Annotated in this window: 21 protein-coding genes and 1 tRNA gene; 14 read left to right on the top strand and 8 right to left on the bottom strand. The window is 49.7% G+C overall.

What is annotated here, in order from left to right; all coding sequences use genetic code 11:
• Positions 1-23 precede the first annotated feature (23 nt).
• Positions 24-410 carry a BlaI/MecI/CopY family transcriptional regulator gene (locus JNJ77_07300; GenBank protein MBL8822377.1) on the bottom strand — a complete coding sequence of 129 codons (387 nt, stop codon included), beginning with the start codon at positions 408-410 and terminating at the stop codon, positions 24-26.
• A 146-nt stretch (positions 411-556) separates the two neighbouring features.
• Here JNJ77_07300 and aroA point away from each other — a divergent pair, with 146 nt between their 5' ends.
• The 3 genes from aroA to JNJ77_07285 are packed head-to-tail and all read left to right on the top strand — an operon-like array spanning position 557 to position 5,051.
• Positions 557-1,843 (top strand): 3-phosphoshikimate 1-carboxyvinyltransferase, encoded by a 1,287-nt coding sequence (gene aroA / locus JNJ77_07295; GenBank protein ID MBL8822376.1) that lies wholly within the window; start codon positions 557-559, stop codon positions 1,841-1,843.
• 31 nt (positions 1,844-1,874) lie between these two features.
• Positions 1,875-3,782 (top strand): hypothetical protein, encoded by a 1,908-nt coding sequence (locus JNJ77_07290; protein MBL8822375.1) that lies wholly within the window; start codon positions 1,875-1,877, stop codon positions 3,780-3,782.
• A gap of 9 nt (positions 3,783-3,791) precedes the next feature.
• Positions 3,792-5,051, top strand: coding sequence for a glycosyltransferase family 4 protein (locus JNJ77_07285; GenBank protein ID MBL8822374.1), 1,260 nt, complete (start codon positions 3,792-3,794; stop codon positions 5,049-5,051).
• An 8-nt stretch (positions 5,052-5,059) separates the two neighbouring features.
• On the opposite strand, the gene JNJ77_07280 is transcribed toward JNJ77_07285, so the two are convergent.
• Together JNJ77_07280 and JNJ77_07275 are read right to left on the bottom strand one after the other, a co-directional pair.
• Positions 5,060-5,893, bottom strand: coding sequence for a histidinol phosphate phosphatase (locus JNJ77_07280; protein ID MBL8822373.1), 834 nt, complete (start codon positions 5,891-5,893; stop codon positions 5,060-5,062).
• 14 nt (positions 5,894-5,907) lie between these two features.
• Positions 5,908-6,315, bottom strand: a complete 408-nt coding sequence (locus JNJ77_07275) for a CrcB family protein (protein MBL8822372.1) — start codon at positions 6,313-6,315, stop codon at positions 5,908-5,910.
• A 188-nt stretch (positions 6,316-6,503) separates the two neighbouring features.
• Here JNJ77_07275 and JNJ77_07270 point away from each other — a divergent pair, with 188 nt between their 5' ends.
• Positions 6,504-7,892 carry a protein kinase gene (locus tag JNJ77_07270; GenBank protein MBL8822371.1) on the top strand — a complete coding sequence of 463 codons (1,389 nt, stop codon included), beginning with the start codon at positions 6,504-6,506 and terminating at the stop codon, positions 7,890-7,892.
• A 73-nt stretch (positions 7,893-7,965) separates the two neighbouring features.
• Here JNJ77_07270 and JNJ77_07265 read toward each other — a convergent pair whose 3' ends face one another.
• From JNJ77_07265 to rpmG, 3 genes are read right to left on the bottom strand one after another with little or no spacing between them, the layout of a single operon-like run.
• A complete protein-coding gene (locus tag JNJ77_07265; protein MBL8822370.1) occupies positions 7,966-8,151 on the bottom strand; it encodes a hypothetical protein in 186 nt (61 codons plus the stop codon).
• A gap of 56 nt (positions 8,152-8,207) precedes the next feature.
• Positions 8,208-8,480, bottom strand: a complete 273-nt coding sequence (locus tag JNJ77_07260; GenBank protein ID MBL8822369.1) for a type B 50S ribosomal protein L31 — start codon at positions 8,478-8,480, stop codon at positions 8,208-8,210.
• 40 nt (positions 8,481-8,520) lie between these two features.
• A complete protein-coding gene (gene rpmG / locus JNJ77_07255; GenBank protein MBL8822368.1) occupies positions 8,521-8,688 on the bottom strand; it encodes a 50S ribosomal protein L33 in 168 nt (55 codons plus the stop codon).
• Between the two features lie 124 nt (positions 8,689-8,812).
• Between rpmG and moaA the strand changes: the two genes are divergently transcribed.
• On the top strand, positions 8,813-9,847 hold the full coding sequence (moaA, locus tag JNJ77_07250; protein ID MBL8822367.1) for a GTP 3',8-cyclase MoaA: 1,035 nt from the start codon (positions 8,813-8,815) through the stop codon (positions 9,845-9,847).
• Between the two features lie 3 nt (positions 9,848-9,850).
• Here moaA and JNJ77_07245 read toward each other — a convergent pair whose 3' ends face one another.
• A complete protein-coding gene (locus JNJ77_07245; protein MBL8822366.1) occupies positions 9,851-11,209 on the bottom strand; it encodes a serine/threonine protein kinase in 1,359 nt (452 codons plus the stop codon).
• 73 nt (positions 11,210-11,282) lie between these two features.
• The gene (locus JNJ77_07240; protein MBL8822365.1) at positions 11,283-13,085 is read right to left on the bottom strand and encodes a DUF1553 domain-containing protein; all 1,803 of its coding nucleotides are present in this window, start codon (positions 13,083-13,085) and stop codon (positions 11,283-11,285) included.
• Between the two features lie 252 nt (positions 13,086-13,337).
• Between JNJ77_07240 and JNJ77_07235 the strand changes: the two genes are divergently transcribed.
• The 9 genes from JNJ77_07235 to JNJ77_07195 all read left to right on the top strand — a co-directional run bounded on the left by JNJ77_07235 (position 13,338) and on the right by JNJ77_07195 (position 23,296).
• Positions 13,338-13,763, top strand: a complete 426-nt coding sequence (locus JNJ77_07235; GenBank protein ID MBL8822364.1) for an acyl-CoA thioesterase — start codon at positions 13,338-13,340, stop codon at positions 13,761-13,763.
• Positions 13,764-13,771: 8 nt separating this feature from the next.
• Complete coding sequence (locus JNJ77_07230; GenBank protein ID MBL8822363.1) at positions 13,772-14,452, top strand: ABC transporter ATP-binding protein; 681 nt, start codon at positions 13,772-13,774, stop codon at positions 14,450-14,452.
• Positions 14,453-14,521: 69 nt separating this feature from the next.
• The gene (locus JNJ77_07225) at positions 14,522-17,920 is read left to right on the top strand and encodes an FtsX-like permease family protein (GenBank protein ID MBL8822362.1); all 3,399 of its coding nucleotides are present in this window, start codon (positions 14,522-14,524) and stop codon (positions 17,918-17,920) included.
• A 60-nt stretch (positions 17,921-17,980) separates the two neighbouring features.
• A tRNA-Thr gene (locus tag JNJ77_07220) sits at positions 17,981-18,052 on the top strand.
• A 403-nt stretch (positions 18,053-18,455) separates the two neighbouring features.
• Entirely contained in the window at positions 18,456-20,426 is a 1,971-nt protein-coding gene (locus JNJ77_07215) for a choice-of-anchor L domain-containing protein (GenBank protein ID MBL8822361.1), read from the top strand.
• Between the two features lie 45 nt (positions 20,427-20,471).
• Positions 20,472-20,690 (top strand): hypothetical protein, encoded by a 219-nt coding sequence (locus JNJ77_07210; protein MBL8822360.1) that lies wholly within the window; start codon positions 20,472-20,474, stop codon positions 20,688-20,690.
• 185 nt (positions 20,691-20,875) lie between these two features.
• A complete protein-coding gene (locus JNJ77_07205; protein MBL8822359.1) occupies positions 20,876-21,775 on the top strand; it encodes a sensor histidine kinase in 900 nt (299 codons plus the stop codon).
• Complete coding sequence (locus JNJ77_07200) at positions 21,768-22,430, top strand: response regulator transcription factor (GenBank protein MBL8822358.1); 663 nt, start codon at positions 21,768-21,770, stop codon at positions 22,428-22,430. Before JNJ77_07205 ends, JNJ77_07200 begins: the two co-directional genes overlap by 8 nt.
• Before the next feature lie 368 nt (positions 22,431-22,798).
• Complete coding sequence (locus JNJ77_07195; protein MBL8822357.1) at positions 22,799-23,296, top strand: hypothetical protein; 498 nt, start codon at positions 22,799-22,801, stop codon at positions 23,294-23,296.
• Positions 23,297-23,578: the final 282 nt, after the last annotated feature.

Here is a 23,578-nt window from a genome sequence, read left to right as displayed (position 1 = left end):
GGACTCCCTTTTGCCTGTTGGCCTTATGGTTTCTGTTGAGTTACCTGGGCCAGTAGATTCGACAATTCTTTTCTTTCGCGAGCACTTAGTTTTCCAGCTTTGACGAGATTGGTTAGCAAAGGTGATAACGATCCTTCACAGAGCTGATTGGCAACTGTCTGCAAGCGCCAGCCAATCAGGGAATCGCGATCTACCAGAGCATAGAACTGTTGAGGTCCGTCGCCACGCTTACGCGAGATGCATTGCTTCGCTTCCAGTCTTTCGAGCAACTTGGCAACCGTCGCCTGTGCACCAGCCAATGGCTTTTCAGAATAGACTGTTTCTGCCAATTGACGCAAAGTAGCACTTTGCTGGCTCCACAGCACTTCGAGAATGCTCAATTCCGCATCCGTGACATCAGGATATCTCATGACTCTTCTTCCTGCAGACACAGGCTCAAACGAGCCAGATACACGAGTCGTTAGACATATTGTCTATAACAGAGTATAGACGCATTGTCTAGTGCATGTCAATGGAAAATTCCGCAACTTTTCCGAAGATGAGATACAGGTGAAAAATGAACGATCTGTATGCAGTTACACCATTATCCAAGCCGCCGGTTTGTACAGTTCAGGTTCCGGGATCTAAAAGCATCACCAACAGGGCTTTAATCCTGGCTGCTCTTGCACAGCCAGCAATAAAGGGCCCTTCTTATTCTCAACTGGAAAATGCACTACGGTCTGAAGATACGGAAGTGATGGTCGAATCACTTCAGCGTTTGGGTATTGCTGTTCATACTGACTGGGAAAGTGATCGAATTACCGTTCCTTGCGCTCCAGTTTCACAATGGAAACCCCATGCGGACTTTTTCTGTGGCAACAGTGGGACCACTATCAGATTTCTCACTGCCATGCTTTCTCTGGGTAACGGCTCATATCGTCTCGATGGCGTCGAACGAATGAGGCAACGTCCCATTGGCGACTTACTCGAAGCCCTGCGTGCCCTACACGTGAACATCTCCACCGAGTTACGGCCTGATTGTCCACCACTTCAACTCAATGCTGCAGGATTGCATGGTGGGGTCGTCAGCATTCGGAGCGACATCAGCAGTCAGTTTCTCAGCGCACTGCTCATGGCATCCTGCTATGCACACAAGGAAACGATCATTCATGTACCGGGCGCCTTGGTCTCACAGCCGTATGTTCAACTGACCATTCAAATGATGAAGCAGTGGGGTGTCGATGTCGAAGAGATGCATGATCCAGATCTGAGTTACCGGATTAAACTTCAGCGATACACTGCCAGGACTTATGCCATCGAACCCGATGCCTCCAGCGCAAGCTATTTCTGGGCAGCAGCAGCCATCACAGGTGGCCGAGTGACTGTACCTGGACTTGCAGACAGCATGCAGGGAGATGCAGCTTTTCGTCATGTTCTGAAACGTATGGGTTGCACTCTTCCCGATCAAAACACAGTTCAAGGTACTCCGTTGACTGGCATTGATATCGACATGAATGCCATCAGTGATACCGTGATGACCTTGGCAGTGGTTGCATTATTCGCCCAAGGGACAACAACTATTCGCAATGTGGCTCATATCCGTCACAAGGAAACTGATCGCCTGGCTGCACTGGCTAGTGAACTTCGTAAAACTGGAGCTATCGTCGATGAACATCCCGATGGTCTTACCATTCATCCCCGTCCGCTGCATGGTGCAGTATTTGATACTTACAACGATCATCGCATGGCTATGAGCCTGGCTTTGATCGGTTTACGTATTCCGGGTGTGCAGGTAAGAAATCCAGGATGTACTGCCAAGACTTATCCCAGGTACTGGCAAGACCTGGAAAATCTGCGACAATAAACGGATACGATTCATCGGATGGGTGATCCTCATGTTACGACTTGCTTTGATCAGTTTATTTTGCACCACCACCCTTCTGCAGGCACAAGCACCGGAAAACTACAATACCGAATGGCTTAAGGAGCCTTACCAGTTACTGCTGGTCATCCATGCCGAGCCACACCCTCTTTTAACCAATGTATATGTGGAACAGTTTGCCCGCGACCTGGGTGACAGCCTGCAGCGAGATCTGGGCCGGACAACCAAGGTCAGCACATTGATTTATCGTGAAGGTGGCGAAGCTAATACTGACCCTGCCAGACAAATGATGCAGTCAGTTATCGAACGGGGCTGGGGCGACCTGGATAATCTGTCCAAACAGATACATCCCAACAAATTACACCTGGTAAGACTTTATTACCTGGATGGTGAGTACGAAGTACAAAGCCGACAAGTAGATGGCGAGACTGCGACAGTAAGTACTCTGCGGAAATCAAGGACCACAGATCGCCACTGGATTACCCGACTGGCTGCAATGCAGGTTGCACAGGATTTTGGCCATGTAGGCGAAGTCATGGAAGTCAACAATCAGACACTTCGCATCCAGATGCAAGCGGCAGGCTTGGGTGTACCTGAAACCATTCGCATGGTGCAGGGTGAAGTCATGGCACTGGTGCAGGTTCGCCGCAGCGCCAATGGCTATACTGCAACCCGCCTACCGGAAACACTGGCCTATATCACCAATGTGGATGCTGTCAAAGGCCTGGTGACTGCCAGGCTATTCAGCCGTTTGAGCAATCCACTTGCGAAAGACAGGCAAACGGTCACCTTCCGTGCCATTAAACTAGGAACGCGTGTCGTGCCACTCCAGTTGCGAGTGCTTGATCAGGACAATAATCCCATCGGCGGCTACAGTGTCAGCCATTTTCCAGGTGGCTATGAGAATTCAGCATCGGAACCGCTGGGAACCACCGATACACAGGGTCGTATTTCATCGAAAGATCCGATTTATCATGTCGCCTTCGTGCGTGTACAGATTGCAGGTGTAGGCAAAACTGATGCGCCAGTGCCTTTGCTGGATGATCAGCCGGTGGTCATCAAGATCAGTGGTAATCGCGATGCCGCGATTCTGGATGATACGAAATTCGAGTACGAACGCTGGTTGAAGAAGTTTACCGTGATGAAGGATAATTACGAAGTCGACTATAAGCTGATGTACATTGATGTCATGAGGAAAGGAAGCGAAAAACAGGCTGTTGACAATCTCGAGAAACTATCCAAAGGGTTAAAGGAAAGTGTAGATGAGTTGAAGACAGAACTGGAACGCGTTCGCAAGGCAGCACAGGACAACAAGGAAGCCAAGAGGTTTGTTGACAATGCTGAAAGTGGAGTCAAAGTTCTTACCGATTCAGTTGCACAGATGGATGAACAAGTTGCTCTTGAGCGCAACCCTACAGAAGATCGTAAGTTTCTCAAACTCGCCAAGCAGGCTGATGCCGAATACGACTTCGACCTTGCACTCGATAATTACAAGAAGAGCTATTTGAAGAACCGCAATCAACCAAAAGTGATGGAACGCATCAAAGCCATCGAGCGCATCTGGAAAACACAATACAACGATAAAGATCACAAGGATGCCCGTACCTTTGCCCTGACCGTCTGGTCCAGCAAAACCAAAGCGCTGACCTGGGAAGAAATCGAAAAAGAAATCGGCAAAGCTGAGCAATACCTCGACGATCTGGAAAAGCGGGGCGACTACCTCACGGTGCTTATCATGATCAAAGGCGACTTGAAACACATCGCCACGCTCAATGCCGCCCGCGAAGCACTGGGAAACGGCGAAGAAGTTCAGGAAAAGTTGGGCCTCATCGATCGAACGCGAAAGGCACTCATCGACTTTGATCGTAAAGCTCGCGACTTCGTCGAGAAAGCCATCAATGAGGAAGGCAAGGCAGGGTAAAATCCCTCCATGTCAGGGATGACATCACTACCCATTATCCATGTAATCCAGCGATTTCCACCCGCCTTGGGTGGAGCAGAAAGTTATTTTGCCAGGTTGTCCCACTATATCGCGCAACAGGGCAAACCTGTCCATGTTCACACTTCGAATGCTCTTGCACTGGAAGCATTCTGGCGACCCAATGCTCAAAAATTGCCCGCCGGGACAATCCGCTCTGGCAATGTCAAGATCCATCGTCATGCGGTGAGAACTTTTCCTGGTCGAAAGGTATTTCTTAAATCCTTCTCGATGTTGCCTCATCCTTGGGTACAAGGAATGACATTGCCTGCCAGCCCTACTTTGCCCTCTTTATGGAGTAAGGCTAGTTCTTCGCGGGAAAGAGTGAAGCTCATACATGCCAGTGCCTTCCCATATACCTTTCCGCTCTATTGTGGACTCTACTGGGCCAGGCGATTGAATATCCCGTTTCTTCTGACTCCTTTTCTGCATCTGGGAGATACTACCCAGGAGAACAATCCGACTCGACAATCCTATCTCAGCCCGCCATTGAGTTATCTGCTTCAACAGGCAGATCGCATCTTTGTTCAAACGCAATTGGAGCAGAAGGCTGTTGCTTCATTAGGAATCGATTCATCCAGGATTATTCTTCAGGGGCTGGGGGTCGATCCTGCTGAGTGTACTCAAAGCAACCGAGAACGTGCCGATCATCGCTGGCAATTACCGGCTGGCTTATTGCGTATTGGGCATCTGGCTAACCTCAGTGAGGAGAAAGGAAGTGTCGATCTGCTTCGTGCGGCATGTCTGCTCTATGAGCGAAAAGTGCCATTCACACTGATACTGGCTGGACCAGCCATGCCTAATTTCCGCCGAGTCTGGAAAACACTGCCTCAAGCTATCAAGCAGCATGTTCGCATACTCGATGTACTTCCCGAAGAAGCGAAGCCTGATTTCTATGCAGCTTTGGACGTCTTCGCGTTGCCCAGCCGCTCTGATTCTTTTGGCCTGGTGCTGCTGGAAGCCTGGGCCAATGCCATCCCATGCGTAGGGTATCGAGCGGGAGGAATAGCTGAAGTAATACAGCATGAACAGGATGGATTACTTACACCATGTGGCGATGTTCATGCACTAACTGATGCAATTCAACAGTTGCTAAACAGTCAATCTCTTCGAGAAAAACTTGGCCAGCAAGGGCAGACTAAAATCGAAACACATCACCGCTGGGCAGATAAGCTGGAAATTGTCAGGCAGGTTTACCAATCAGTTAGCTGATGCTAATCTCAAGTAATATGTTGCCGATGCTTGATATCTGCTGGCTGGAACTGACTGGATCGCTTCGCCTTCATCTGCTGCAGAGTAGCTTGGTGCAACACACCATTGCTGGCAAGAATATCTGGACGATAGATGGTACGGTTGCCATCCCAATCTGTGAACATCCCACCCGCCTCTTCCACGATGGGTAACAGGGCAGCTACGTCCCATGGACTGACGCCATATTCAATCATCATCTCGCCCGAACCCTGAGCGACAAGCATGAAGCCGTAGAAATCGCCGAACCCGCGCTGTCGCTGTGATTGGCCCACGATATCCAGAAATGCATCCTTCATCTCGCTGGCCATGAACCAACTCAAACTTGAATAAAAGACCTGGCTGTCTTTCATGGCATCCACTTGGGAAACGCATATTCGCGTGCTGTCTCGATAGGCACCATGACCCTTGAGCGCATGGAATGTTTGTCCTTCTTTTCCAAAAGCAGGAAGAAAACATACCCCTGCAACCGGTTCCCCCTGATACTCCAGACCAATCAACGTTCCCCAGAGTGGAATTCCACGCACAAAGCTGCGCGTGCCATCGATGGGGTCAATGATCCAGTGAAATCCTGAACTGCCTGCAACCTTGCCAGATTCCTCACCCAGAAAACCATCTTGTGGAAACAAACCCAGCACACGCGAACGGATAAGTTCCTCAGCTTTACGATCCGCTACGGTCACCGGCGTATCATTCTCCTTCCATTCCACCGTAACATGGTTATCGAAGTACTGGAGTGCCAGCTTGCCGGCATCATGTGCTGCATCAACGGCGCGCTGGTAACGTTCACGGCAGGCAGGATTCATAAGCTCTCGGGTGTTTACTGCTGCAAGGGTGGAAGTGCGGGCATTGCCAGATCAACCAAGCGAATGCCCAGCCATACTGCTATGATACCGATTACATTCTGAACCAGTAGATTGGCAGCAAACAGGGTCCATTGCTGCTGAGCCAGCATCTGCTGATTGTGGAACGCAAAAGAGGAAAAGGTAGTAAAACCACCTAAAAAACCGGTCAATATTACAGCTTTCATTTCAACACTGAGATTACCCCTTAATCCGTATGCATATACCAAACCAAAAAGGAAACTGCCGATAAGGTTAATTAACAACGTGGCCAAGGGGAAAGATTTACCCCAAATTCGCTCTCCTAACTCAGACATCCCAAATCGACATAAAGTTCCTATTCCACCTGCAATACCAATTCCCAAACTAACCCACCAGATATTCATTTTTCATCCCAATAAACCGTGTTGTTATTGTAATTACGCTACGAGCGTAATGCATTTGCAATAATCCTTCAACCTCCCCTTGCCAAGTTGTGCGATTATAAGCCAAAATAGGATAAGACTTTTTTCAAGCAGGCCACCCACACCAAGTTGTACCTGTACCAATTGGCCCGGCCTTGCTGGAATGCATCATGGCTGTCGTGACAAACATAGACAGTTTCCTTGATGTCGTGCGCAAAAGTAATGTGCTCGACGACGAGAAACTGAATGCTTTCATCGAGCGACTTTCCTCCATCGAACCACCGTTGGAAAGGCCCGAACAGGTTGCGCACCACTTGTACCAGGAAGGATTGCTCTCCTACTTTCAATCCAAGCAGTTATTGCAGGGTCGTTGGCGACGTTTCTATCTTGGAAAGAAGTACAAGCTGATCGAATTGATCGGCCAAGGTGGGATGGGGGCTGTTTATCTTTGCGAGCATACTTCACTGAAACGACCTGTTGCAGTCAAGGTTATGCCTGAAGAGAAAGTCAAAGCACCCGGTGCACTCGAACGATTCCAGCGTGAAGCACGAGCTATTGCCCAACTTGATCACAACAATATTGTTCGAGCATTTGATCTGGGCTGTGATTCCGGCGTCCACTTCATGGTGATGGAGTACGTGGATGGCGTCAACCTTGAACGGTTGATCTCCAAGCATTTTCCCGAAAAGGGTTTGCCATTAGCTCGTGCCCTGCACTACACGATTTCCACTGCTCTGGCTTTACAACATGCTCACGACATAGGCTGGATTCATCGTGACATTAAGCCAGCCAATATTCTCGTCGATCGCCAAGGTAATGTGAAACTGCTGGATCTGGGATTATCACGTTTATTTGAAGGTGATACGGATCAACTCACCAGAATCTATGATGCAGGTAACGTACTTGGCACTGCTGATTACATAGCACCGGAACAGGCTTTGGATGTCAGTTCAGCAGATATCCGGTCCGATATCTACGGCTTAGGCTGCACCTTGTATTTCCTGCTCGCTGGCCGAGCTCCTTTTCACAAAGGCAGTATTCCACAGAAACTGGTATGGCATCAGACAAAGTATCCCGATCCGATTCAGACTGTTCGCCCAGATTTGCCTGAGGCAATCAACAACATCATTTTTAAGATGATTGCCAAGAAGCCGAGCGACCGTTACATGCAGCCTTACGATGTGGTTGAGGCACTTCTGCCATTTATGACAGAAGAAGTACCACCACCTTCTGATGAGGAAGTGCCTTATCCCAGCCCGATGGTCAGACAATTACTTCAAACCAGCAGTTCACGCCCTTCAGCAAGACCACGCAGCGTCAGCCCGTTGCCTTATCGCATCAATTCCACTTCTGATGTGATGCGTATGCCTTACCGGGCACCATCGGAAGTGGATACGCTTAAAGATGTGGCACGCTGCTCATCCACCACCCGCAAGACCAGCAGGACGTCGGCAACGGGAAGACGCATTACACAAACTCAGTTAATCGCACTGTCAGTTGGCGTTGGATTAGTGACCCTGATGCTGACTGCCCTGGTAATGTGGTGGCTGCTGCTCTGATTTGAACAGTGCGCAATAAAACAACGCTCAAGGTTCACTTGAGCGTTGTGTAGTTCAGCAATTGCTGATTGAGTTATTCTGCGCCAACCATGCTGAGTGCTTCACGAATCTGCTTTCGGAGCAGATTGGCCTTCGGTGGTATGCCAAGTTTGGTAGGTGACTTCTTAAGCGCGGCCCGTTCGAGTCGGCGAGCAATCTTGCGTCGCTTCATGGCACGTGTTTCTGGTCGAACTCCACCGTATCGTTTGATGCTGCCCATCTCGGTTTCCTTTGTGCCTGATGCAAATAGCCTTTGGAGCTAATGGCTTAACGTGATTACTTCTTCTCTTCCTTCTTCTTGCCATAGGTGCCGCCAAACCGCTTGTTAAAGCGATCAATCTGGCCAGCGGAATCAAGCAACTTCATTTTGCCAGTGAAGAAAGGGTGGCTAGCGCTCGAAATATCCAGCTTGACCAGTGGATAGGTTTTACCATCTTCCCACTGCGCGGTCTCCTTGGTCTTCACCGTGGAACGGGTGAGGAACGAAAAACCAGCCGCATGATCTCGGAAGATAACCTCACGATATTCGGGATGAATCTTGTCACGCATGGTATCACCTGGAATAGATTCTCTGCTGCAATGCAGCAAGTTACATCTTACCTTCTTTGTAAAGAACATGCTTACGAAGCGTGGGGTCGTATTTTTTCACTTCGAGCTTCTCAGTTACATTACGACGGTTCTTTTCGGTATAATAGCAATGCTTGCTTTCGGTGCTCTGCAGCTTGATAATACCACGCACGTTTTTGTCTTTGGCCATGGCCGGAGGCTCCACAACAGCAACGGTACATCATTTTGCACCGGTCAGTTAATATAGAAGGAACAAAACAACCGGCAATAAAACGGCTGTTTTTTCGGCCTTCACAGCAAACGAATAAACGTAAATGGTTTTCACACATAGTATTACGTCGAATCATTCAATTGAATCGGTTTTGCCTCTCACCGATGGTTTTAACCGGGTTCACAACAATCTGCGTATCAGCGTAACTGACCGCTGTAACTTGCGTTGTATCTATTGCATGCCCGAAGATGTCACCTTCATGGAAAAAAGTGAGCTGCTGACTTTCGAGGAAATAGCACGCTTTGCACAAACAGCAGCAAAACTTGGTGTCAACAAGCTCAGGCTGACCGGCGGCGAACCCCTGCTTCGCAAAGATCTTCACCGCCTGGTAGAACTGTTAACAGAAATTCAGGGAATCACTGACCTTGGACTGACCACCAATGGTTTACTCCTGGCTCAGCAGGCTGTTCCTCTTTTCCAATCCGGGCTGCATCGCCTGAATTTGAGTCTCGATACTCTCGACCCAGAGCGCTTCGAAACACTGTCACGTCGCTCAGGCCTTGAACTCGTTCTGAAAGGCATCGAAAAAGCCCAGGCAGCTGGTTTTCAGAGCATCAAAATTAACGCGGTGATCATTCGAGGCATCAATGAAATGGATGTCGTTCCTCTGGCCAGGTACGGTCGTGAACATGGTTTGGAGATGAGATACATCGAATACATGCCTATCGGCGCTGAGAGCTGGGAACGCCAGAAATGTTATTTTGCGCATGAAATGATGGAACAACTCGAAGAAGCGTTTGGCCCACTGCTTCCTGCTGATGATTATGATCCTCGCAACCCGGCCATGGAGTTCAAATTCGCTGATGGCATTGGCAGGATTGGCATGATTGCCAGTGTTTCACGACCGTTCTGCAGAAGTTGCAATCGCCTGCGACTGACAGCTGACGGCAAACTGAGAAATTGCCTGTTTGCCTTGGCCGAAGAGGATGTCAAACCACTGTTGCGTTCTGGCACATTTCGGGACCAGGAACTGCAAGCTATCATCCGTCGAAATGTCGCATCGAAATGGGAAGGGCATGAAATCAATTCAGCCAGGTTCATCAAGCCCGATAGAACCATGCATGCGATTGGTGGATAGTTCTTATCGCAAGAATACGAACCAGATAATCACCAACAGAAGTGTCAGAATGGGCAAGGCAAACGCAGCAAACATGAGACCCAGGCGTATCTGCTGAGGCGTTGCAATGGGGGAAGTGGTTGTTTCCCTGCTGGCTTTCGACAATGAGTAGGTAACTGCATCGTTCAATTCAGCGAACGGATCATGTACTGGAGTACTCTTGCGAGTTTTGACTGTTGCAGGTTCGAGTGCCGGTATTTCCCGAGTTGACTCTGTTGCACTGAGCCTGGGAGTAAATGGCAACGCAGGAAACGTGGTGGAGGCCGGAGCGAACCATTCTGGTTCAGGCAGTGGTAATGGAATATTCGTCCAGGGCTTGAGGACTTCCACTACCTCCTGCGGCGTCGTATAGCGATCGTCAGGCTTTTTCTGAATCATCTTCAGGATGATGGCATCCAACTCCGGCGTCACATCAGGACGACGTTGCAGCAACGGCTTGGGCATGCGTCGCTGGTGAGCCATTAGTTTACCTGCAACGGTCTTCTCCTTATTAAAAGGGAACTTGCCAGCCAACATGAAGTAGAAAGACATGCCCAGCGAGTAGATATCTGCGCGAATATCGACTTGATGTGAGTGCAATGCCTGTTCCGGAGAAATGAAGTCCGCAGTACCCAGCACCTGATCGCTGTCCATTTGCCGGGTCAGGTCATCGGAACGTTGATCGAGAAATCGAGCCAGTCCCAGATCGAGCACTTTAATGCAGTTATCGTGTGTCAGAAGCAGATTACCTGGCTTCAGGTCACGATGCACCAGGCCTGATTGCATGATACTTTGCAATCCTAAAGCTGCCTGGGCTACATAGTGGGCTGCCCGTACTTCGGAAAACGCACCATAGGTTGTAATCAATTTGTGGAGATTGATGCCTTCTACATATTCCATGACCAGGCAATGCCAATCGCCTTCCTGTCCCACATCGTATGCCTGTACTACGTTCGGATGCTTGACTGCAGCTACCGCGCGTGCTTCACGATAAAAACGCGTTACCGCAGCGTGGTTGTCATTTAAATCCTTAGGCAACAGTTTCAAAGCTACCTGATGATGCATGTGAATATGTTCACAATGCAGAACTACCCCCATGCCACCGGTAGCAAGCGGGCGCAGCACTTTGTATTTACCGATGAAAAATCCCTTGTTCCTGCCAGCATACAGTTCTTTGCCTTGATATTCGGTAATCAGTCCATCTTTGAGCAACTGGTTCAGAATCAGGTTGATATCAGTGCTGTGACAGGCTTTCAAACTCTGGTCAAGCTGAGTTGACGTGATAATACCACTCTCACGGATGAGCTTGATCAGTTCACGATGTGAGAGTGCAGGAGCAGTCATGGAGAGCATCTCATCCCTCTGAATACCCTGCAGTAAACCACAAGTCACAGTATTTGACCATGCGGATATTCAGTTAATGATTGAGCATGAATTCGTTGCTGTTAAATAAGGCCCACAGTACGTCTCGATACAGCTTGGTCCGATCCTTATCTTTCAGATAAATGGCGGCATATGCTCCAGTCGGATTCAGTGCAGCCTGGAATGTTTCTTTCTCTTTGTTCGTCGGCAAGCGGTTCAGTGTTGCCAGATAGAGGACATCCAGCGGACGATTGGATTCCAGTGCATATTTCACTGTCTGACTGATGTTGACAGCATCGTTCATTTTCTGGCCATTCATCAGTAACAATGCCTGAACAACGGTGCCGTTAAATGATGCTTCGTTGCCTTCATCGTCACCAAAATTCACAGTAAAATCCCGTAGCCACTCCGCCTCGGTATCCCGTCTGGCCTGGGGATTACGAGCGTGTTTCATCTGAATATAGTTGGTGGCGGTAAAGATGGATTCCACCAGTTCTTCTGGTGACATGGTCTTTAACTGCATGCGGGCGAAGTATGGTTCCGCTTCCGATTTCATATTCGTTGCGTTGGTCACACTGGTAAGCTGATATGGTTTGCTCGACATGATCCAGGTAATCAAGCGATGTACATCGTAGCCACTGGTAATGAAATCCTGTGCCAGACGATCGAGCAATTCAGGGTGTGACACGGGATTGTGTTCGCCGAAGTCATCTACCGGGTTAGTAAACCCTCGGCCCATGTACCGCGCCCACATGCGATTGACGAAGGACTTAGCGAAGTACTCATCCTGAATAAGAACCCGCGCTAGTTCCTGCCTGCGCGGTGCACCGCTCGACAGATTCGGTTTGTTTTTATCAAGCCAGACAGCAGAGGAATATTTGAGTAGTCCATTCCGCTGCTCATAGAAAACACCAGCTTCCGGATTGGCAGAGGGATTGTCACGCAGTTTGTAATGTTGCAGTGAAGCCATACGTGCATTCTGCAACTGGATAACCGGCGGTTGTCTTTCCATCTGTCTCAGGAAAACATTGACTCCCCAGAACTGTCCCTGTTTGCGCTCATCAATGAAGGGATGATCGTGACACTGGGTGCATTGGGTTTGAATCCCCAGAAAGACCCGCGTAACACGACTGGTCGCAGGTATCATTTCAAACTGGCCATCGCGGGCCCGATTTTCTGGCGATACCATTTCACCAAAATGGCTCAGAAGGAAATTGGCGGGCGCAGCATTCTTATCCACTTTGCTGGAGCAGCCATCTTTGTCGGTGGCAGTCGCAGTCAACAGATCGAGCACAATTTCGTCGAATCGGCGATTCTCACCAAACTGTCGTTCCAGCCAGGAGTGAAGGTTGGCTCGATCAATTCCCGGTTGTGTGGTTCGCGTGATCAGCCAGATGGTCCAGATATTGGCCCAGTTGCGGGCGTAGTCCTGATGATTGAGCAGATATTTGAGAACTTCAGTTCGTCTTCGACCAGCAGGGAGATCGAGAAAATACTGCAGTTCCCCTTTGGCAGCTACCGGATCTTCCTTGGCACTGACATTGGCAGGAAGTGCCGATGGAATGCGACCAATGGTATCAATGAATGCTCGACGTATCCATTCGTAATCGTTGGCCAGAGCCGAAGGTTGGATCTTGTTCTCTTTCCATGTTTTTTCAATCTGTTGATTAATGAAGGCGATGGTGCTTGCGTCGTTCAGTCCACTTTGAAAAGGCTTGGCATCCTTATCCTTGGCAAACTCCGCTTTGTTTTCTGTTACTTTGCCTGCCTTGGAAACGGGCGGATCATCCCATGCTGTTGCGGTCAGGCTCATCAAGCCAGCTGCGATGCAAGCCAGTGTGATTACATTTGCTTTCATGGTACGGCCATCGGTGGGGAAATTGCAAAGCATGTACAGTTATACGCTATGCAGGGGGTATCTGTCAAAAGACTGTTGAATGAACCCCGGAAAGAAATGAAAGTTGCATTGGAAAACAAGCCAGGGAACTCCATTTTTCATCTCATCAATGCAGAAATGGAGCAATCTTCACTTTTGTTCCGAGTTCCCACGCGAAACAGCTTGGCAACAGGCAATCGTTTTTGTTTCATGAACCAGAGAAGGCGGTGATTCATGGCAACTGTTTTTCGCACCAGGCGTCAAATCGAATTCTGTGACACGGATATGGCGGGCATTGTCCATTTTGCCCGGTTCTTTTACTTCATGGAATCGGCAGAGACAGAGTTTCTTCATTCACTCGGCTTGTCCGTATCCATGCCTTGGGAAGGCAAACGTATAGGCTTGCCTCGTGTCAGTGCAAGATGCGACTATGTAATGCCCATCACCTTTGAAGACTTCATCGATATCGAAATTGAAATCGAAAAGCTCGGCAACAAGTCGATCACCTATGTGTTTCATTTTTCAAAAGAGGGCAAACCGGTAGCCAAGGGAGTTACCGTTGCCTGCTGTGTTGGTTCCAATGAAAAACGGCAGATGACCGGAATCCCCATACCCGATGCATTCCGAGCCAAACTGCTTGCGGTCATGCACGATCAATGAGAGATCATATGCCCATTCTCGAAGCTCAGAATGTGTACCATGAGTATGCAACACGCAGTGGCTCACTGGCCATTCTGCAAGGCATTACTCTATCGTTGAATCAAGGTGATGCACTGGCCGTCCTGGGGCCTAGTGGTTCAGGCAAAAGTACCCTGCTCCATTTGCTTGGTACACTTACCAAGCCCACGCGAGGCACTATCGTGTTGCAGGGCAAGAACCCCTCAACACTTTCAGAAACAGACCTGGCTCACTTCCGCAACACCACAATTGGTTTTATCTTTCAGGATCATCACCTGTTGCCCCAGTGCTCAGCTTTGGAAAACGTGTTGATTCCAACCCTTGCTTTACCTGCCTTGCAACGTGTTGGTACCGAAGCACGTGCCAGGCAATTACTGGAAAAAGTGGGGCTGGGACAACGACTAGATCACAAACCGGCAGAGCTTTCAGGAGGCGAGAAACAGCGCACTGCTGTCTGCCGGGCTTTGATTCAGAAACCTGCCATTGTTCTGGCAGATGAACCCACAGGCAGCCTTGATCGCCATGCTGCAGAGAGTGTTGGCGAACTGTTGTTGAACCTCTGCAAAGAAGATAATGCGGTTCTGGTTTGCGTTACGCATAGCGCAGAACTGGCACAGCGATTCCCCACTCGAATGGAATTGCTGGATGGCCAGTTGAAGCCGATGCAGTAACATTCGACGTTGCAAGTCAGGATTGCTTTATCTCGTCATGCTTCATGTACTCTGGGGAATCATCACCGCATGACCCGTATCTTCTTCCCACTTCGCAATCTCTGGTATTTCTTCACGCCCAATCTGCTGATCGTTGTGGGCGTAGCCATTGGCACTGCCGTGCTGACCGGCGCATTGCTTCTGGGCGACTCGTTAAAAGGCAGCCTGACACAACTGACTCTGGACCGTCTGGGGAATATCCAGGCTGCTCTCGAATCAGATCGATTCTTCCCCGCACGGTTGGCTGACAAGATGCAAAGTCAGTGTGTGCCCATCATCATTCTGCGTGGAACTGCGCTTCGCCGTTCCGCTGATGGAAGTCAATTGCTGTCTAGAGCTGGTCATGTACAGGTGGTGGGAGTCGATTCACGATTCTGGCACTTCTTCAATGCGCAACGAGCAGGGTTGGATAATGGTCTCATCATCAACCAGGCATTGGCAGATGCCCTGCAGTTAGGTTCAAGCGACACGGTGGAACTGCGTATGGAAAAACAAGGTAGTATTCCGAGCGAATCCGTTCTTGGGCAACGAAGTGATGATCCTGCCTTGGTACTGGAAACCAGCAAGGTTGCCGCCATCATTCCGAATACCGGAGCAGGCAGATTCACCTTGCAACCGATGCAGGGTGAGCCATTGATCGCTTACGTCAAGCTGGAATCGCTGCAACGAAGATTAGCCGACGCACAGCAACTCCCTGCAGGTTCAGTGAATGCCATGCTGGTTCCAAGAACGGGAGTAGTGCCATCTACCGATACCAACAGCAGAGACGAACTGCAGAAGAAACTGCAGAGCGTACACACTCTGGAAGACTTAGGATTCTCCCTGCAACTCAATCAGGATCGCACCTCTGCAGTATTCACTAGCCGAAGACTTCTACTTGAACCGCTAGCAGAAAAAATCATTCAGCATGCTATGTCCAATGAATTTCAGGTTACACCAACGCTTACCTACCTGGCCAATCGCACGTTTCGCCTGGACCAAACTAGACTATCGCAAACCTTCGTCCCTTATTCAACTGTTGTGGGCGTACCTTCCATCAACGGAATAGAACTCAAGGAAGACTCCGTAGTAATCAATGACTTTATTGCGGAGGATCTGGGTAAGGATGTCAGTACTGTACGAATGGAATACTTTGTCGAATCGGAAGGCCACCAGCTTGTTGAAAAACAATACGATTTCAACGTCGTCGGAACTGTTCCGATGACCGGGCAGGCTGCAGATCGTACCTGGACTCCCGAATTTCCAGGCATGAAAGGCACGCTGGCTGAATGGACTCCCCCTTTTCCCAAGGAACAATGGCATCCCAAGTGGGTTCGAAAGCGAGATGAGGATTACTACAAGCAATACCGTGCTACTCCCAAGCTCTTTATCCATCCAGCTACTGCAAAAAAACTGTTCAGCAGCAGGTTTGGCGATGACACGTCTGTTCGTATTCAAAAGAAATCGAGCCAACCTTTTACTGATTCAGATTTTCAGCAATTGCAAACTTCATTGACTCAAAGTTTAACTCCTGCTGACTTCGGCATGGTCTGGCAAGATATTCGACAGCAGGGGCTGCTCGCAGCGACCCAGGGTGGCACCACCAACATGTTTGGCGGTTTGTTTGCAGGCTTCAGTTTATTTCTCATCGTGGCAGCAGCCTTGCTGGTGGCATTACTCTTTCGCTTGCGTCTGGAACGCAGGGCCAGTGAAGTGGGCATGTTACTCTCCACCGGTTGGCCAGTGAAATTGATTCGCAGAGCAATCCTGACAGAAGGCCTGTTACTGGCCTTCCTCGGTGCGATCCTTGGCATACCCCTGGCACTCGGTTATGCATGGCTGATGATCAATGGTTTACGGCAAGGCTGGGGAGGCTTATTGGCGAGCGATTCGTTGTCACTTCACTTTACACCGATGACATTAGCCACTGGCGCCATCATCAGCATCGTGATCGCACTGTGCAGCATGTATTTCTCACTTCGCAGCCTGGTGAAGTTGCCTGCACCGATGTTACTGGCTGGCCGCACTGAACTCCCGTCAACAGCAACATCGAGTTCCAGACCATGGCTGCGCTGGCTGACTCACATCGCAATGTTGCTGGCATTGATTTTGATTATCTTTGGTACAACTTTGCCGCTATCACAGCAACCAGGCTGTTTCTTCGGTGCAGGTTTTCTGTTTCTGCTGGCTGCTATCCTGTTTCTTCGCAGGCAACTGCGTCATCAATCGGGGCAAGAGCTGAATGCTGGCTCCTCGATCTGGAAACTGGGCCAGATCAATGTCAGGCGTTCACCGAGCCGAAGTTTGCTGACGGTGACGTTGCTGGCTTCCGGATGCTTTCTGGTTGTTGCAGTTGGCGCTTTCCGTAAAGGACAGGTTGATACGACTCAAAAATCTTCCGGAACCGGCGGATATACTCTGTTTGCGGAGTGCGATGTGCCTCTCCGTAGCGTTCCGCACACCAATCAGGATTGGCAAATGCTTCTGGGTGATCGATTTGACGAACTGAAAAACCATGTCACTCAATTGACTGGTTTGAACTGGTACGGCTTGCGACTGCGCAGCGGTGAGGATGTCAGTTGCTTAAATTTGTATCAACCCACGAAACCTAGAATTCTGGGAACAACAACTGCGTTCAATCAACGTGGCGGGTTTACGGTCACGCTTGGAAAACCTCCCCAAGATGATTCCGTGAAACAGAACCCCTGGATGTTTCTCGAAACCTCATCCAGTCTCAATCTGTTTATCGACGATCACACAGCTCAATGGGTATTACAGAAACAACTCAACGACCTGATCGAGATCGAAGATGAGAATAACCAGAATCGGGCTGCCAACTTTGCGGGAATGATCAATGGCTCCATATTTCAAAGCGAACTGCTCATGAATGAGTCGAGTTTCAAAAAGCTATTCCCCAGTGAGACAGGCTATCGTTACTTCCTGATAGATGCACCACCTGATAAATTCAGCCAAGTTAGAAATGCGTTGGAAATGCTTCTTGGTGAAAGTCATGGCATGACAGTTAACACCACAGCAAGCAAACTGGCGGCATACCATGCGGTCGAGAATACCTATATCGGTACGTTCCAAGCCTTGGGAGGCTTGGGCCTGCTGTTGGGTACCGCTGGCCTGGCTCTGGTTATTCTTCGCAATGTGCAGGAACGGCAATCGGAACTTGCCCTGCTGCAGGCAGTGGGGTTCACACGCAAACAGATTTCCACAACCATCTTCAGCGAAGTGGCATGGGTCGTCCTTCAGGGTATGGCCATCGGCTGCCTGGCGGCAATGTTTGTAGTGTTGCCACTTTTGAACAGCGGCACCGGTATGCAATTGCTTTTCTGGCTCGGCCTGGTGCTACTGTTAGTTCCCCTGGTTGGTTTGCTTGCGAGCCTGGCTGGTATTCGACTGGCTCTAAGCAAGCCACTCATCCCAGCACTGCGAGGAGAGTAGTCAGAGAAGTCTTTGCATTCGGGATGAACCCGCTATATTTCATAGTGTCATTTGAATAGTGCCGCCCTAGCTCAGCGGTAGAGCACCGCTTTCGTAAAGCGGGGGTCGTGGGTTCAAATCCCACGGGCGGCTTTCGTTATTTCATATGTTGTTGAGGCATTCTTCGTATACTCTTGAATTGTGATACTTTCATTTTGTTCAAATGCATCAAGTGGACATTCTATCTTCTTGTCTTGGATTGATAAGTGTTCTGCAAATCAATGTTTTTCAGACTAATTGGTTTGGTTTCCACACGATTGGAATAGAAGCAATCGTTATCGTAAGCAGAGCTTTGGTTAATCGCACCTTTACACCACAGGCTTTGCCTCAAAACATTCATGTGCCCGTTAGTTTTCAGAACTGAAACTGGCTGATTAATCTGTCAGCGCATGCCCTACAAACCGCCTCCCGATTTCCTTTCTAGCCGATACTCTTCTCCGTAGCACCAGGAGACAATGAGTAAGTTGGTAAACCTATTTGGAAAGGCAGGCGCAGCATGACTCGTTTCAACTGGGTAAATTCACTCAGGAACTCGTACCAATCCACCAGAGCTAACCATGGTCGTCGTGGCAAGCCGATTCAGATGCGAAGTCGGATCGGTATTGAAATTCTCGAAGATCGGACTGTGCCAGCGGGAATTAATCCTAATGAACTCATCGATATATCTTTGACACCTGATCAACTAGCGGCAACACTCACCGGCCCGGGAGTGACTATCAGTAATGTCAGCTTTACTGGCAACGCTGCATCGGCGGGAAGCTTCAGTTTTAATGACCCCACTGTGGTCGGCTTCAGCCAGGGAATTGTCCTGTCTAGTGGCAGTGTTGTTGATGTTGTTGGGCCAAACCTGTTTGACGATATCACTACATTTTTCGATCTTCCTGGTGACCCTGACCTCGATGCACTTTCGGGTTTCACCACCTTCGATGCCTCGGTACTTGAATTTGATTTTATTCCGAGTGGCAATCAGGTCGTGTTCAGTTATGCCTTCGCTTCGGATGAGTATCCCGAGTGGGTCAACTCTCCCTTTAACGATGTATTCGCGTTCTATGTCAATGGCACTAACTACGCCACCGTCCGGCAAGTGGCAGGCGATCCCACCTCGCCATTTGTACCGGTGGCTGTGAATAACATCAATAATGGCAATCCGAGAGATCCTGATTTCATTCCCACGCGGCCCGATCTCTTCCGTGCCAATTACTTTGATCCTAACGGCGGTCCGTCACTGATAGACCTCGAAATGGACGGGATCACTCGAGTCCTCACCTTCCAGGCACCGGTTAATCCCGGAGTTGTCAATCACATGAAGCTTGCCATTGCTGATGCATCCGATGGCGTTCTCGATTCTGCAGTATTCATCCGTGCCGATTCATTCGTCAGCAACGAAAATCCCGTTGCTGATCTCAGCCTGACCCCTGAGTCCGGCCCGGCAGCACTCTTTGTTACTGCCTACATCGAAGGTGAAGATCCGAACGGGTTGCCACTTACATGGACTATCAACTGGGGTGATGGCACGGTTACCACCGGGCCGCTGGATCAGCCACCGGACGAGAACGAGAAGACCGCGACAACCAATCACACTTATACCATGGGTGGCTCCTATACGGTAACGCTCACTGTGACGAACGGCACGCTATTTGGCACCAGTACCGAAGACGTTGAAGTGTATGCCACCGGCAATCAGGCACCAGTAGTCACTAACCATCCCGAGGATGTGGTGACGGTCGATCATTCGTTGTTCAGTTTCAGTGCATCGGCAACGGGAACGCCGATCCCGACTGTGCAATGGCAGATTTCGACCGACGCAGGGGCGACTTTTACCTATATCCCTGGAGCGACGGACACTACTTACAGTGCAACAGCATCCCTGGCGGACAATGGCAACTTGTACCGTGCCGTGTTCACTAACAGTGAAGGATCAGTAACCACGAACGCAGCAGCGTTGACCGTTGCACCTTCTGCCCCCATCGTAAACCTTGTAGATGACAGCGGGTTTTCCTCGACAGACAAGCTGACCAACCTGGGTACGCTCAACGTGACTGGCATAGCGCCTGGGGCAATTGTGGAATTCTCAACCAACGATGGCACCAGTTGGAATACCAGTTTTACAGCGGTAGAAGGGTCGAACACACTTCTTGTGCGACAAACGGTGGCTGGTCAGGTCAGCGAAGCCACCCATTTCAGCTTTATGCTGGATACCACACTGCCTACCCTCAACCCGACGTTTTCCCAAACGTCGCCTTTTCTGGTGAATGCTACCGGCATTACCGTCTCCGGCAATGCGACAGACCAATCTGGGATTTTCTGGTCCACGAACGGAGTTGTGAATACATCAAGCCCCGGACTCAAATACGTTACCTGTACAGCCACTGACAATGCCGGCAATACTGCCGCGGTGGAAGTGCCGTACGTCGTGGGTTACGGCATCATCAATCTTCTGCCATTGAATGGTGATACCTTCCGTTGAAATGGACACATCCCGGTTTCGTTCCAACTGGTGGATGCAAACGGTTTGATCTCTGATCAAACCGCAGCAAGCCTCCTGGCCAATATCAATGTTGCCTTCAACGGACTACCTACGGAAAGTGTGAAGTACAATAAGCACACGAACACTTTCTCAGTCAATCTCAAGACAGGTAAACCACCTGTCGGTACGTATGATCTAACTCTCCGCATCACGATAGGTGGCGTGGACGTGGCTTTGGCGATCATCTCCATCAAGCTGGTTTAATATTGCCACTTATGAAATATGTCTGATAAGCAACCACTATGAGCCCTTCGGCGTGTATGCCGACGGGCCATTTTAAATGGAATTGCTCTTTGGTAGGGAACTGCATAGGTTTTTTCACTCTAATAGGAGTAAGTTAATCTTGTAGAAAATGACTGATTCTACATGTAACATTGCCGCGAGTTGCCATGTCAAATACGACTCATCGGGGTATAACCGGTTCGCCATGTTCAATCTGGCTTATCCTGCTAGTGCTGGCAGCATTGTCTGAGTGTTCCGTAATGCTGATCCTGCCGCTGATACTGCCTAGTAATACGTCACGGCTTGCGGAGTCGATAGTCGATACCCTGCTTCTGTCCGCCCTGATTTCCCCGTTATTGTGGTGGCTGGTTGTTCGTCCCTTGCGGGAAGCAGTTCGCTTTCGTGATTGCTACATGGCCCAGCTGATGACTCGTATCGAGGAAGAACGCAGCCACATCGCTCAGGAACTGCACGATAGCGTAGGCCAATCTTTGACTCTACTGGTCTCAGGCCTGAAGTCGCTGCAGATACCTTCCCCAGAAGTCGATGTCGTTCAACGCAGCGCAGACTTGCAGAAGCTTGGCCAGCAATCGCTCAAGGACATCAGGCAAATCATGCTCGGTCTGCGCCCCACGATTCTTGATGACCTCGGATTGGCTCCAGCCTTGCACCGACTGGCGGAGGACGCGATGAAGCAATGCCCTCTGAAAATCCAAGTTGACTGCGGGCTTGCTCAAGGAGAACGTTTGGCACAACAACTGGAAATTGCACTGTTCCGAATTGTGCAGGAATCAATCACCAATGTCATCAAGCATTCCCATGCCCAGGAAATGACGATCCGACTGCAATTGCACGGCACTAGCATCTTTCTGGATATCGCAGATAATGGTTGCGGGATGGATGCCAAACAGATGTCAAAGCTATGGCAACCCAACGGTCAACTGGGATTGATTGGCATGCAGGAACGCATCAATTTATTGAATGGCGAGTTCAAACTGCGTTCGATCCCTGGCAAAGGAACCCAGGTTAGCGTACGCATTCCGCTGGAAAAGAATCAACATGGATAAGATCAGGATCATGCTGGTTGACGACCACACCGTATTACGGTCTGGCCTCAAGATGCTGATCAACCGCCAAGCCGACATGGAAGTCGTTGGTGAAGCAGGCACGAGTCTGGAAATGCTGCAACTGGTACCCAAATTGCTACCCGAGGTTGTAGTTCTTGATTTAAGCATGCCGGGCGGCCCAAGCCTGCCCTTGATAAAGAGCTTGCACCAGCAGAATAAGAAAATACATGTAATGATTCTAAGTATGCACGATGATCCCGCTTATGTTCGAGCTGCTCTAGCTGCAGGTGCCAAAGGCTATGTCGTGAAAACCATCAGTGAAGCCGACCTTCTATCAGCAATTCGCATGGTGCATCGTGGCCGGGTGTTTATTGATCTTGATGACGAAGCACGAACCGCAGAAGTTTTCCAGACACCTGCCAGGCTGCATGCAACTTCTACAGCCAGGTTGAGTGAACGCGAAATTGAAGTACTGAAGCTGCTTGGACAAGGAATGACGAACCAGTCCATTGCTGAGCAACTGGATATCAGTCCCAAGACGGTGGCAACGTACCGCGCACGCCTTGCGGAGAAACTGGGGCTCAAGACGACCGCTGAATACGTCAAATTTGCGGCAGATCATGGCTATTTAGGCCCTCAACTCCAGGCAGACTAACCAGATTCTTTCGTGTCAGTGCTGCGCTGACAAACACCATTGCGATTGCCAGTTCCGCTGATACCGGCCCACCCGGGGCGAGTCTAGAATCACTACACACTGGTTGAACATGCTTGCATTGAAGTGAAGCAGTCACACGAAGTAATTCCCAGCCTATTCATGTAAAGTGAGGACAGTTTTCCTGGTGACTGCCGTGTGCTGGCACTATCCAGCGATGGAGTACTTCCCATGCGCGTGACTATCTCAGAAATCCTGCTGGCTCGCCTGCTGGTCATTTCCATCACCAAGCGAGGCACTGAAATCCTTTAGAAATCGTCTCGATAGCTGTTTCGATCACCTATCTCTGCGCCCAGAATGAGGTTACCACCATGAACCGGCTTATGACGCCTGAACATCTGCATGTTGCCCTGAATCACTTGCCACTCATTGGCTTGGCTGCTTCGTTATTACCGCTATGCTATGGGCTGCTGCGGAAGAACACGGAAGTGATCACCATCGCACTCTGCATGTGCTTGCTTTTTGGAGCCTCCACCGTTGCCGTGATGTGGACCGGCGAAGCAGCCGAAGATCGATTTGAGAAAAGCTCTGTACTTACACCACTGGATTCTATGGGGAAGAAATGGATGGCTATTCACGAAGACCGAGCCAAGATCGCTGCCATAGCCGGCTATCTCGCGGTTGCTGTCTGTCTAGCATCATTGGTGGCAAAGCGCTACGGTGCAAAGTATCTTATGCTGGGTGCTTGGGCAACCAGCCTTATGCTGGTCGTAGCTATAATCCTAATGGCTTGGGTGGCAGACTCTGGCGGTCAAATCAGACACCCCGAATTCCGTACCGGTGCACATAGAACGTCAGCCTTGCTCTAATTAAGATGAACCAATGTTACCTTTCATCTTGAAGCGTACCCATGCTATTCACGATCAGGAAGGGTTATGATAATCACCTTATTCTGCCGTATTTCGAAGTTCGATACCATTGATGCAGCATGCTATTGTGTTTCTCTCCATTAGGGCGTGTGGAAATACTCTAGGCAAGCCAGCGTAATCAGGTATAGGGTCTTCTGTCAAATCAGGAGATTCTGCCATGGAACGGCATTCGATATCCGAAGAGAAGTATGAGCGGATTCGTCACCTCTTTCCGGCTGAGGA

It is taken from the genome of Planctomycetia bacterium (assembly GCA_016795155.1).
In the GTDB taxonomy this organism is placed as follows: Bacteria; Planctomycetota; Planctomycetia; order Gemmatales; family HRBIN36; genus JAEUIE01.
This window is presented reverse-complemented; position numbering and strand designations above follow the sequence as displayed.